General features: G+C 60.0%; 11 protein-coding genes. 10 read left to right on the top strand and 1 reads right to left on the bottom strand.

The window, feature by feature from the left end:
- The first annotated feature begins 26 nt into the window (after positions 1-26).
- The 10 genes from algG (at position 27) to ACKLNA_RS18460 (ending at position 11,892) form a co-directional block, all read left to right on the top strand.
- A complete protein-coding gene (gene algG, locus ACKLNA_RS18505; RefSeq protein ID WP_408986684.1) occupies positions 27-1,613 on the top strand; it encodes a mannuronan 5-epimerase AlgG in 1,587 nt (528 codons plus the stop codon).
- Positions 1,614-1,623: 10 nt separating this feature from the next.
- Complete coding sequence (locus ACKLNA_RS18500) at positions 1,624-3,075, top strand: alginate O-acetyltransferase (RefSeq protein ID WP_085711703.1); 1,452 nt, start codon at positions 1,624-1,626, stop codon at positions 3,073-3,075.
- 8 nt (positions 3,076-3,083) lie between these two features.
- Positions 3,084-4,208: a mannuronate-specific alginate lyase gene (locus ACKLNA_RS18495; RefSeq protein WP_408986683.1), complete on the top strand. Its 1,125-nt coding sequence runs from the start codon at positions 3,084-3,086 to the stop codon at positions 4,206-4,208.
- Positions 4,209-4,295: 87 nt separating this feature from the next.
- Positions 4,296-5,861, top strand: a complete 1,566-nt coding sequence (locus ACKLNA_RS18490; protein ID WP_192552923.1) for an MBOAT family protein — start codon at positions 4,296-4,298, stop codon at positions 5,859-5,861.
- Between the two features lie 10 nt (positions 5,862-5,871).
- A complete protein-coding gene (locus ACKLNA_RS18485) occupies positions 5,872-7,047 on the top strand; it encodes an alginate O-acetyltransferase (protein ID WP_134825555.1) in 1,176 nt (391 codons plus the stop codon).
- 14 nt (positions 7,048-7,061) lie between these two features.
- Positions 7,062-7,718: an alginate O-acetyltransferase AlgF gene (locus ACKLNA_RS18480; RefSeq protein ID WP_085711707.1), complete on the top strand. Its 657-nt coding sequence runs from the start codon at positions 7,062-7,064 to the stop codon at positions 7,716-7,718.
- Between the two features lie 105 nt (positions 7,719-7,823).
- Positions 7,824-9,275 (top strand): mannose-1-phosphate guanylyltransferase/mannose-6-phosphate isomerase, encoded by a 1,452-nt coding sequence (locus ACKLNA_RS18475; protein WP_408986682.1) that lies wholly within the window; start codon positions 7,824-7,826, stop codon positions 9,273-9,275.
- Between the two features lie 420 nt (positions 9,276-9,695).
- Positions 9,696-10,328, top strand: a complete 633-nt coding sequence (locus tag ACKLNA_RS18470) for a hypothetical protein (protein WP_408986681.1) — start codon at positions 9,696-9,698, stop codon at positions 10,326-10,328.
- A 239-nt stretch (positions 10,329-10,567) separates the two neighbouring features.
- Positions 10,568-11,032, top strand: a complete 465-nt coding sequence (locus ACKLNA_RS18465; protein ID WP_408986680.1) for a multidrug transporter — start codon at positions 10,568-10,570, stop codon at positions 11,030-11,032.
- A 35-nt stretch (positions 11,033-11,067) separates the two neighbouring features.
- The gene (locus ACKLNA_RS18460; RefSeq protein WP_408986679.1) at positions 11,068-11,892 is read left to right on the top strand and encodes an SDR family oxidoreductase; all 825 of its coding nucleotides are present in this window, start codon (positions 11,068-11,070) and stop codon (positions 11,890-11,892) included.
- Between the two features lie 81 nt (positions 11,893-11,973).
- Here the strand turns inward: ACKLNA_RS18460 and ACKLNA_RS18455 are convergent, their stop codons facing one another.
- The gene (locus ACKLNA_RS18455) at positions 11,974-12,840 is read right to left on the bottom strand and encodes an HlyD family secretion protein (protein ID WP_085698530.1); all 867 of its coding nucleotides are present in this window, start codon (positions 12,838-12,840) and stop codon (positions 11,974-11,976) included.
- Positions 12,841-12,847: the final 7 nt, after the last annotated feature.

Here is a 12,847-nt window from a genome sequence, read left to right as displayed (position 1 = left end):
TGCAAACCGCGAAGGGAGTGCCCGACATGAACAACCCAAGGAAAGGCTCGCTCAGCCTGTTGGCCGGCGCAATGCTGCTGGCCTCGACTGGCGCCTTCGCCACGGTCGAACCGGCGGCCCCTCAGCCAGGCAAGCCGGTCACCATCGCCAAGGAGCTGCAACAGGCCAAGACCTACACCGTCAGCAGCGCGCCAACCGAGGCGCTGGAACTGGCCAAGCCGAAACTGCCCGACCTCTCCGGCTTCACCGCCGAGGCCGCTGCCGCGAAGATCGTGCGCAGCAAACCGGGCAAGATCAGCGTGCGCCGGATGATGCAGGAAGACGCCCTGAAGGACTTCATCGGCGGCGACAACAAGATGGCCGAATGGGTGGTGCGTCAGCACGGCATCCCACAGGCGATCTTCGTCGACGACGGCTACATGAATCTGAAAGAGCTGGCGCAGAAACTGCCCAAGCAGTACTTCAGCGAAACCTCGCCGGGCGTGTACCTGGCCAAGTTGCCGATCGTCGTGGGCCGCAAAGGTATCCTCGAAATCGATGGCCAGACCCAGGAATTGCGCCTGTCCCAGGAGGCCGGTTCGTTCCTGGTCAACGACGGTCAGTTGTTCGTGCGTGACACCAAAGTCACCGGCTGGCGCGAGAAGGACAACGGCCCGGCGACCTTCCGTTCGCCGAAGGAATTCCGCCCGTTCCTGCTGGCCTGGGGCGGCACCGAGACCTACATCGTCAACAGCAGGATGGCCAGCTTCGGCTACGCCAACAGCAAGTCCTACGGCGTGAGTATTTCCCAGTACACGCCGAACATGGCCAAGGTGCTCAAGCGTCCCGAGCCGACCGGCTGGATCGTCGGTTCCGAGTTCTCGGACATGTGGTACGGCTTCTACTGCTACGAGACCCGCGACTTCGTGGTCAAGGGCAACACCTACAAGGACAACATCGTCTACGGCATTGACCCCCACGACCGTTCCCACGGTCTGATCATTGCCGAGAACACCGTCCACGGTACGAAGAAGAAGCACGGGATCATCATTTCCCGAGAGGTGAACGACAGCTTCATCTTCAACAACAAGAGTTACAACAACCACCTCTCGGGGCTGGTGATCGACCGTAACAGCGTGAACAACATCGTTGCCTACAACGAGATCTACAAGAACCATACCGACGGCATCACGCTTTACGAGTCCGCCGACAACCTGCTGTGGGGCAACAAGGTCATCAGCAACAAGCGCCACGGCATCCGCATTCGTAACAGCGTGAACATCCGCCTCTACGAAAACATCGCCATGGCCAACGGCCTGACCGGCGTCTACGGCCACATCAAGGACCTGACCGACACCGACCGCGACATCAAGCTCGACCCGTTCGACGCCCAGGTTTCGCTGATCGTGGTCGGCGGCGAACTGGCGGCCAACGGCAGCGGCCCGATGGCCATCGACTCGCCGCTGAGCGTCGAGCTGTACCGCGTGTCGATGCTGGCGCCGACCAAATCCAGCGGCATCAGCTTCAACGGCGTCCTGGGTGACCGACAGGATGAAATTCTTGACCTGCTGGTGCGCCAGCAGAAAGCCGTGCTGATCGACCCCGTCGAACGCCAGACCGAAATGCGGGACTGAGGATAATTTTATGCACCCACACCTGATCAAATTACTCAGCCTGTCGGCCCTGACCGTGGGCATTCTGGCGGCCAGCAACGGCGCCCGCGCGGATGAAGTCCAGCCACCGAAATTCACCGCCGAACCTTGCTGCAGCCTGTGTCCGGCCGCCCATGACGCGAAGAACTACACCACGCGTTATCAGCAGAACTTCACCACCCTGGTGCAAGCCCAGGGCGACTGGTTGTTCCGGACCCAGGAAGACCTGCGCACCGAATTCAACACCACCCCGGCCGGCTACAAGCGCCTGCAACAGTTGCACGATGCGTTCAAGGCCAAAGGCGTCGAACTGGTGATCGTCTATCAGCCGACCCGTGGCCTGGTGAACCGCAACAAGCTCAACCCGGCGGAAAAAGCCGCGTTCGATTACGAGAAAGCGCTGGGCAACTACAAGACCATGCTCGGCCGTTTCGCGCAGATGGGTTACGTGGTGCCGGACCTGTCGCCGCTGACCAACGAATCGCTGCCCGACACCCTGCCCGCCCACGATTTCTACTTCCGTGGCGACCAGCACTGGACGCCGTACGGTGCTCAGCGCACGGCGAAAATCGTCGCCGAGAAGGTCAAGCAGATCCCGGCCTTCGCCGACATTCCCAAGCGTGAATTCGAGACCAAACGCTCCGGGCGCATGGGCAAGACCGGCACTCTGCACAACATGGCCGGGCAACTGTGCGGCACCAGTTACGCGATCCAGTACATGGACCAGTTCACCACCGAGCCGAAAGGCGAAGCCGGTGACGGTGATCTGTTCGGCGATTCCGGTAATCCGCAGATCACCCTGGTCGGTACTTCCCACAGCGGCAAGAACTACAACTTCGCCGGCTTCCTCGAAGAAGCCATCGGCGCCGACATTCTCAACGTCGCCTTCCCCGGCGGCGGCCTGGAAGGTTCGATGCTGCAGTACCTGGGCAGCGACGAATTCCAGAAGACCCCGCCGAAAATCCTCATCTGGGAATTCTCGCCGCTGTACCGCCTCGACCAGGAAACCATCTATCGCCAGATGATGTCCCTGCTCGACAACGGCTGCGAAGGCAAAGACACGCAAATGTCCGCCAGCACCACGCTCAAACCCGGCGGCAAACAGGAACTGCTGGTCAACAGCAAGAACCTGAACCTGCAGAACAGCGGCCATCAGGTCGACATCCGCTTCGCCGACCCCTCGGTGAAGAAACTGCAAGCCACCCTCTGGTACATGAACGGTCGCCACGAGGACATCAAGATCGAGAAACCGGAAACCTCCGACACCGACGGTCGTTTCGCCTTTGAGTTGCGCACGGACGAAGACTGGGCCTCGCAGAACCTGCTGGCGGTCGAAGTCCAGGGCCCGGATGCGGGCACCGCGCCACAGAAAGTCGAAGCGAAAATCTGCAAACGCAACGTATTCCCGGGTGCTGGGCAACAAACCGCTCAGGTCGGGCAATGAGGTCTGCCATGCGAAACCGAACGATCAAACACCTGCTTGCGCCTTCCCTGCTGACCCTGGCGATGTTCGCCGGGGCCACTCAGGCCGCCGCGCCACTGCGTCCGCCCCAGGGCTACTTCGCCGCTGTGGATAAATTCAAGACCGGCGACAAGAGCGAAGGCTGCGATGCGATGCCGGCGCCCTACACCGGGCCGCTGCAATTTCGCAGTAAATACGAAGGCTCGGACAAGGCCCGCGCCACGCTGAACGTGCAGTCGGAAAAAGCCTTTCGCGACACCACCAAAGACATCACCACGCTGGAGCGCGGCACCGCCAAGCGGGTGATGCAGTTCATGCGCGACGGTCGCCCGGAGCAGCTCGATTGCACACTCAACTGGCTGACTGCTTGGGCCAAGTCCGACGCGTTGATGTCCAAGGACTTCAACCACACCGGCAAGTCGATGCGCAAATGGGCGCTGGGCAGCATGGCCTCTTCGTACATTCGCCTGAAGTTCTCCGACTCCCATCCGCTGGCCCAGCACCAGCAGGAAGCGCAGTTGATCGAAGCCTGGTTCAGCAAGATGGCCGATCAGGTGGTCAGCGACTGGGACAACCTGCCGCTGGAAAAAACCAACAACCACTCCTACTGGGCCGCGTGGTCGGTGATGGCGACATCCATCGCCACCAACCGCCGCGACCTGTTCGATTGGGCGGTCAAGGAATACAAGGTCGGCGTCAATCAGATCGACGCCGACGGCTACCTGCCGAACGAACTCAAGCGCCAGCAACGCGCCCTCGCCTACCACAACTACGCCCTGCCGCCGCTGGCGATGATCGCCAGTTTCGCCCAGGTCAACGGTGTGGATCTGCGTCAGGAAAACAATGGCGCGCTGAAACGCCTGGGTGACCGGGTGCTGGCCGGGGTGAAAGATCCCGGGGACTTCGAGAAGAAGAACGGCAAGGAACAGGACATGACCGATCTGAAAGAGGACATGAAATTCGCCTGGCTCGAGCCGTTTTGCTCGCTCTACACCTGTTCGCCGGACGTGCTGGAGAAGAAGCACGGGATGCAGCCGTTCAAGACGTTCCGCCTCGGCGGCGACCTGACCAAGGTCTACGACCCGTCCCACGAGAAAGGTAACAAGGGCAGTTAGTCGCAGATCGTTTCACCCCTCCAACACCACGGGGGGTTTGGGGGGGCTTTGGCCCTTGACTGTTGGTTCAAACATGGAGAGATCGGGATGGTATTTTCATCCAACGTGTTCCTGTTTCTGTTCTTGCCGATCTTTCTCGGCTTGTACTACCTGAGCGGGCAACGCTATCGCAACCTGCTGCTGCTGATCGCCAGCTACGTGTTCTATGCGTGGTGGCGGGTGGACTTCCTGGCGCTGTTCGCCGGCGTCACCCTGTGGAACTACTGGATCGGCCTGAAAGTCGGCGCCGCCGGCGTGCGCACCAGACCGGCCCAGCGCTGGCTGCTGCTCGGCGTGGCGGTGGATCTGTGCATCCTCGGCTACTTCAAGTACGCCAACTTCGGCGTCGACAGCATCAACGCGATGATGACGTCGGTCGGTCTCGAGCCGTTCATCCTGACCCACGTGCTGCTGCCGATCGGTATCTCGTTCTACATCTTCGAGTCGATCAGCTACATCATCGACGTGTATCGCGGCGACACCCCGGCGACCCGCAACCTGATCGACTTCGCGGCGTTCGTGGCGATCTTCCCGCACCTGATCGCCGGTCCCGTGCTGCGTTTCCGTGACCTGGCCGACCAGTTCAACAACCGCACCCACACCCTCGACAAGTTCTCCGAGGGCTGCACCCGGTTCATGCAGGGTTTCATCAAGAAGGTGTTCATCGCCGACACCCTGGCCGTGGTCGCCGACCATTGCTTCGCCCTGCAAAACCCGACCACGGGCGATGCCTGGCTCGGCGCGCTGGCCTACACCGCGCAGCTGTATTTCGACTTCTCCGGTTACAGCGACATGGCGATTGGTCTGGGCCTGATGATGGGTTTCCGCTTCATGGAAAACTTCAAGCAGCCGTACATCAGCCAGTCGATCACCGAGTTCTGGCGCCGCTGGCACATCAGCCTGTCGACCTGGCTGCGCGACTACCTCTACATCACCCTCGGCGGCAACCGCAAAGGCACGCTGATGACCTATCGCAACCTGTTCCTGACCATGCTGCTCGGTGGTCTGTGGCACGGTGCGAACATCACCTACATCGTCTGGGGTGCGTGGCACGGCATGTGGCTGGCGATCGAGAAAATGCTCGGCCTCAACACCTCGCCGCGCAGCCTCAACCCGATCCGCTGGGCGCTGACCTTCCTGCTGGTGGTCATGGGCTGGGTGATCTTCCGCGCCGAGAACCTGCACGTTGCCGGGCGCATGTACGGCGCGATGTTCAGCTTCGGCGACTGGTCGCTGTCGGAACTCAACCAGGCCAGCCTCACCGGCCTGCAAGTCGCGACCCTCGTTGTGGCTTACGTGACCCTGGCGTTCTTCGGCCTGCGTGATCTGTACACCAGCAAGCCTCCGGTGAAGACCAAACCTGCGGTCAACGTCGAGAGCGACGGGCCTGCCGGCGCGCAACCGGGCCTGATCAAGGCAGCCCCGGGCGAAAACCCGGCGAGCATCCACGAGCCTGGCTACACCGTCGGCGTCGACGCCCAGGTGCAACCGGCGTACTGGACGGCGGACTGGTCGCGCTACGTGATGCGCGGGCTGATCCTGCTGCTGTTCATCGCCTCGATTCTCAAACTCTCGGCGCAAAGCTTCTCGCCGTTCCTTTACTTCCAGTTCTGAGGGATCTGACATGACCCGCTCATTACGCATCTTCTACATCGCGCTGTTTCTGGTGACCCTGCTGGTGCTCGGTCTGTGGTCGGTGCGCAGCTTCTTCGGCTTCAGCACCAACGCCGACGCGACGGTGCTCAACGGTCGCTGGACCAAAGCCGTGGAAACCCACTACGACGATGAATTCCCGATCAAGCGTCTGGGCACTAACCTCTGGGCCGCGCTGGATTTCAAACTGTTCAACGAAGGTCGTCCGGGCGTGGTGCTCGGTCGCGATCAGTGGTTGTACAGCGATGAGGAATTCAACCCGATCGTCAATGAAGAGCTGAACCTGCAAGGCAACTACGCGCTGGTCGAAGGCGTGCGCCAGACCCTGAAAGAGAAAGGCGTGAAACTGGTGATGGCGATCGTGCCGGCCAAGGTTCGCCTGTACCCGGAACACCTGGGTGAAGTGAAACCAGCCAGCATCCACGCCAACCTCTATCAGGACTTCCACGCCCGTGTCGCGGCCGACAAGATTCTCGCCCCCGACCTGCTCGGCCCGCTGCAAAAGGCCAAGCAGAACGGTCAGCAAGTGTTCCTGCGCACCGATACCCACTGGACCCCGGAAGGCGCGGAAATCGCCGCCAACACCCTGGCGAAAACCATCGCCGACAAATTCCCGCTGAGCGGCGAGCCGCAGCGCTTCGTCACAACGCCAGCCGAGAAGGTCACGCACAAGGGCGACCTGCGTCTGTTCCTGCCGCTGGATCCGCTGTTCGAAAACCTGATGCCGGCCAAGGAGCCGCTGCAAAAGCGCAACACCGTGGCCGCCGCCGAGCAGCCTGCCGGTGACGACGCACTGTTCGCCAACAGCGAAGTGCCGGTCGCGCTGATCGGCACCAGCTACAGCGCCAACCCCAACTGGAACTTCGTCGGTGCGCTCAAGCAAGCGCTGCACAGCGACGTCGTGAATTACGCCGAAGACGGCCACGGCCCGATCCTGCCAATGCTCAGCTACCTGAAAAGCGATGACTTCAAGAACAGCCCGCCTCAGGTGCTGATCTGGGAGTTTCCTGAACGATATCTGCCTGTGAACAACGAAATCGGCGACGCCGACCCGCAGTGGGTCGCAGAGCTTAAACAAGCCGGCGCGCGCCAACAAAACGTAGCGGTAAACACTAAATCCGAGACGCCCGATCGGGCGCAAAACTGAAAGAGAGGTACACCATGACTTTCACTACAACTCCTCGTCGTCTCGCCAAACGCATCGCTCTGGTCGCTGGCCTCAGCGTGCTGTCGGTCCAGGCCTTTGCCGGTGGCGACGCCGCGCTGTACGGCCCGACCGCACCCAAAGGCTCAACCTTCGTGCGGGTCTACAACGCCAGCAACGCTGAAGTCAGCGCCACCGTCGGCAGCACCAACCTGAGCGACGTCGCGCCGCTGGCCAGCAGCGACTTCAGTTTCATGCCGGGCGGTGACTACAGCGCCAAGGTCGGCAGCCAGACCCTGCCGGTGAAACTCGCCGGTGACCACTACTACACCCTGGTCAACAACGCTTCCGGTGCGCCGCAACTGATCGAAGAACCGCCGTTCAAGAACAAGCAGAAATCCCTGGTGCGCGTGCAGAACCTCAGCGACAAGCCGCTGACCCTGAAGACTGCCGACGGCAAGACCGACGTGGTGCCGAACGTGGCCGCCAAGGGCCGTGGCGAGCGTGAAATCAACCCGGTGAAAGTCAGCCTGGCGCTGTACGAGGGCGACAAGAAAGTCGGCGACGTGAAACCGGTCGCCCTGGAGCGCGGTGAGGCAGCAGTGCTGTACGTCACCGGCAACGGCAGCAACCTGTCGCCGGTCTGGGTGAAGCGCCCAGTGTCGACCCGCTAAGCACATGAGACCGGGCAGCCGACGCTGCCCGGCACGGAATAACAACAAGAGTGAAACGACACAGGCTCGTGGCTCTAACCCAATCGATTTTATGGAGTAAACAATATGATTCCGGTGATCTTGTCAGGTGGTAGCGGTTCACGTCTTTGGCCGCTTTCGCGCAAGCAGTTTCCCAAGCAGTTCCTCGCCCTGACCGGCGAACACACGCTGTTCCAGCAAACCCTCGAGCGTCTGGTGTTCGAAGGCATGGACACCCCGATCGTGGTCTGCAACAAGGATCACCGCTTCATCGTCAACGAACAGCTGAGCACCCGAAACCTCGAATGCCAGCGCATCCTGATGGAACCGTTCGGTCGCAACACCGCGCCGGCCGTGGCGCTGACCGCGATGATGCTGGTCAATGAAGGTCGCGACGAACTGATGCTGGTGCTGCCGGCCGACCACGTTCTCGAAGACCAGAAAGCCCTGCAACGCGCCCTCGCCCTGGCCACCGTGGCAGCAGAAAACGGCGAGATGGTACTGTTCGGCGTACCGGCCACCAAACCGGAAACCGGTTACGGCTACATCAAATCCACCGGTGATTCATTGCTGCCGGAAGGTGTGAGCCGCGTCTCGCACTTCGTGGAAAAACCCGACGTCAAACGCGCCACCGAGTACGTCGAATCCGGCGGTTACTACTGGAACAGCGGCATGTTCCTGTTCCGCGCCAGCCGCTTCCTCGAAGAGCTGAAAAAGCACGATCCGGACATCTACGACACCTGCCTGCTGACCCTGGAACGCAGCACTCAGGACCCGGACACCATCACCTTCGACGAAGCCACTTTCGCTTGCTGCCCGGACAACTCCATCGACTACTCCGTGATGGAAAAGACCCAGCGCGCCTGCGTGGTGCCGCTGACCGCCGGCTGGAGCGATGTCGGCTGCTGGTCGTCGCTGTGGGAAGTCAACGAGAAGGACGCCAACGGCAACGTCAGCAAGGGCGATGTGGTGATCCAGGACAGCAAGAACTGCATGATCCACGGCAACGGCAAACTGGTGTCGGTGATCGGTCTGGAAAACATCGTGGTGGTCGAAACCAAGGACGCCATGATGATCGCCCACAAGGACAAGGTTCAGGGCGTCAAGCAGATGGTCAACACCCTCAACGAGCAGGGCCGCAGCGAAACCCAGAACCATTGCGAGGTCTACCGTCCGTGGGGTTCCTACGACTCGGTGGACATGGGCGGTCGCTTCCAGGTCAAGCACATCTCGGTCAAACCGGGCGCGTGCCTGTCGCTGCAGATGCACCACCACCGCGCCGAACACTGGATCGTGGTCAGCGGCACGGCTGAAGTGACCTGCGATGAAAACGTGTTCCTGCTCTGCGAGAACCAGTCGACCTACATCCCGATCGCCTCGGTGCATCGCCTGCGCAACCCGGGCAAGATCCCGCTGGAAATCATCGAAGTGCAGTCGGGCTCGTACCTGGGTGAAGACGATATCGAGCGCTTCGAGGATATCTACGGTCGCTCCACCCCGATCGAACGCGGCGTGTCGGTGAAAACCATCGCGCAGTAAGCGTTCCGCAAAACAAGAAGCCCCCGTCCAGCCCACTGCGTCCCCTATCCGCAGCGGGTTGGGCGGGGGCTTTTTTTGGCTGCTTCAAAATTTTTAATCGTGAAATTGTTGCTCCGATCCCAGGCTCCGGCCTCCCTTAACAATCCCACAGAGCACACGAGAACAACGAGCACAGCGAGTACGGGAGGACCAACGAGTACACCAAAAACATTTAACTCATTGAAAAACAACATTTTTAAACAAAAAAACGCGTTATATGGCGCATATTCACCTATTTCCACCTTGGTGATATAGCGCAAATTTAACTGCACAAAAAACGCTTTGACACACCTTTGCTTGCATTAAAACGTGCGTAAAGACGGTTCGTTTTTTCGTTCGGGATGGGCAATAGTTCACCCATCAACGACGGTAGGGCTGATCATGATCAACGTAAAACAGAGCAAAGCCAAGAAAGTGAAAATGGCCGAACGTGCAGCGGCCCAAATGGATATCCACTTCCCCGACTACCCAGAGGTATTGGTGTGGCGAAGGGGCTCTAACAACGGTTTTACCACCCTACCCAGATCTCTCCCCATTGCAATGCAGGCCGTTGATGCTCTAACGAAGGGCAAACCAGCAGGGCATACGCTATTTTGCCTATGGGCGCGCTCGCCAGATCATCCCTTAATAGTGATCGAAAATCAGGCAACTTTTGCTGGAGAAGCTGGCTTTACTGGCGCCCGGGCCGTTGATACATGGCGTCGCAGGATGAAAATCCTAAAACAACATCGGTTTATCGACACAAAACCTGGCACATCTGGAGAGTTCCATTACGTCTTGCTTCTCAACCCCAACGTGGCTGTAGAGAACATGCGTCAGCAGAAAATAATCCAGGATGAGCTTTACGGGCGATTCATTGATCGTGTCGCAGAAATCGGAGCATCTGCGGACTTGAGCTCCGCGAAAGATTATTGGCTTGCGGAGGAAAAGAAAAAGCTTCCTGAAAAGGCGAAAGCTAAAACTAAAAGCCCGGGCGGCTCTGGATCAAAGCCCAAGAAGGTTTCTATTACGTAGTTCTTTCAATTAAAAGCCAGTAAATCAGTTTCGCCAGCAACTCAAGGGGTACTAACTATGTCTCGCTTTATAGCCGACTTTCTAATCGAAGTATTTGTACAAATCTTTGCGAGCTTATTACTTCAGATTCTAGAAAAGATTGCTCCAGGCCCTTGGCTTCACTGACCTAGTTGAGTGTGCTTTGGCCTTTTAACAACGCTTAGGTAGGATACCTTTCTACTCCATCGAGGTTTCGCGACATGTTCATCGGTGTCTTGCTGGTCATCACCTGGCTGATCCTGCTGTTGCGCTACCCGGCAAAAGCGTTGCCGGTGTCCATGGCTGCTGCGGTCGGCCTCGGGCTGGTGGCCATGTGGGTGGTGTGGCTGGACAACCGTGAGGTCAAGCAACTGGCGCGGCTCGAGTTGCGCATCACCTATGCCCCCGGGCAGTGCCCGGCGGACCGTCCGCTGCAATTGAAGATGAACAACGGCAACGACGTGCCGTTGACCGAACTGCGCTGGCGCATCGCGGCCTACGCGCCGGGCGACACGGTGAATCTGGCCGACAATCAATACGCGGCTCCACGTTATCGCGGTCCCGGCGAACTGCAGGCGGGCGGCAATTGGGAAGACTGCTTGCCGCTGCCACCGCTGCGCCCCGGCTATCGCCCGCAAACTCTGGAGTTTCGCGCCGAGCGATTGCAGGGTAGTTTCTCCGACTGAGCCCCTCCCCTCACACTTTGCACAAGGAATGCGCCATGCCCGTTGCGTTGATTACCGGTTGTTCCAGCGGCATCGGCCGCGCCCTCGCCGATGCATTCAAGAGCGCTGGCTACGTGGTCTGGGCCAGCGCGCGCAAGGCTGAAGATGTCGTGGCGCTCAGCGGCGCCGGATTCACCGCTGTGCAGCTCGATGTCAACAACAACGCGGCGCTGGAGCAACTCGCCGAGCGAATCAACCAGCAACACGGCGGCCTCGATGTGCTGATCAACAATGCCGGTTACGGCGCCATGGGGCCGCTGCTCGACGGCGGCGTGGCGGCCATGCAGCGTCAGTTCGAAACCAACGTGTTTTCGATTGTCGGCGTGACCCGCGCCCTGTTCCCTGTGTTGCGAAGGGCGAAGGGACTGGTGGTTAACATCGGTAGTGTTTCCGGGGTTCTGGTCACACCGTTCGCTGGTGCGTATTGCGCGTCAAAAGCGGCGGTGCATGCGTTGAGCGATGCCTTGCGCATGGAGCTGGCACCGTTCGGAATTCGCGTGATGGAGGTGCAGCCGGGGGCGATTCAATCCAGCTTCGCCAAGAATGCCGGGCATGAGGCCGAACAACTGATCAACGAACAATCGCCGTGGTTTCCGTTGCGCGAAGGCATCCGGGCGCGGGCCAAGGCCTCACAAGACAAGCCGACCCCGGCCAGCGAATTTGCCGCCGAGTTGCTCAAGGCCGTGCAGCAAAGCAAGCCGCCGCGGCTGATCCGCATCGGCAATGGCAGCCGGGCGTTGCCGTTGCTGGCGACGTTGTTGCCGAAGGGGTTGCTGGAGTCGACATTGATGAAACGCTTCGGGTTGCGCGGACAGCTTTGAAATACATGTCGTGACGCAGAGCGTCACAGGATGCATTCCCACGCAGAGCGTGGGAACGATCAATGAAGGCGTTGCGGTCCGTCAGTTATCCACAGCGCCCTGCTTCACCACCACCGTGCAGGTAATCCCCGCCGCCAGCAGCACACCCTCAGGCACCTCATCAATGTGAATCCGCACCGGCACCCGTTGCGCCAGGCGCACCCAGTTGAAGGTCGGGTTCACATCGGCGATCAGTTCACGGCTTTCCGGGTTGTCACGGTCGTAGATGCCACGGGAAATGCTTTCCACGTGGCCCTTGAGGACTTCGCCACTCATCAGTTGCATGTCGGCTTTGTCACCGACGCGCACGTGAGGCAGTTTGGTTTCCTCGAAGAAGCCGTAGACCCAGAACGAGTTCATGTCGACCACCGCCATTTTCGCCTCGCCGATGCGCGCGTAGTCGCCGCGATGGACGTTGAGGTTGGTCACATAACCGTCCACCGCCGCCCGCACTTCGGTGCGTTTGAGGTTAAGTTCGGCCGCTTCCAGTTGCGCCTGGGCCTGTTGGTAATCGGCCAGTGCCGAGTCGGCGATGTTGCTGGCGTCGTCGCGGTTTTCCTTGGAGATCACCAGGTTATCCAGATCGGCGCGGCGATGAGCGTTGACCTTGCGCATCTCCCACGTGGCCTTGCGCGAAGCCACCAGCGACTGCGCCTGCTTCACCGCCAGGCGATAGTGCTCGGGGTCGATCTGCATCAGCAGATCACCCTTCTTCACCAATTGGTTGTCACGTACCGGCACGTCGACCACTTCACCGGTGACGTCGGCGGCGACGTTGATGATGTCGGCGCGGACCCGGCCGTCGCGGGTCCACGGGGTGTTCATGTAGTGCTCCCACAACGTGCGGCCGATCCACAGCGCCAGGGCCAGCACCAGCAGGGTCGCGAGCAGGCTGAAAAACTTTTTCATCAGAACG

Source organism: Pseudomonas sp. UV AK001, from assembly GCF_046097675.1.
Classification (GTDB): Bacteria; Pseudomonadota; Gammaproteobacteria; order Pseudomonadales; family Pseudomonadaceae; genus Aquipseudomonas; species Aquipseudomonas kribbensis.
This window is presented reverse-complemented; position numbering and strand designations above follow the sequence as displayed.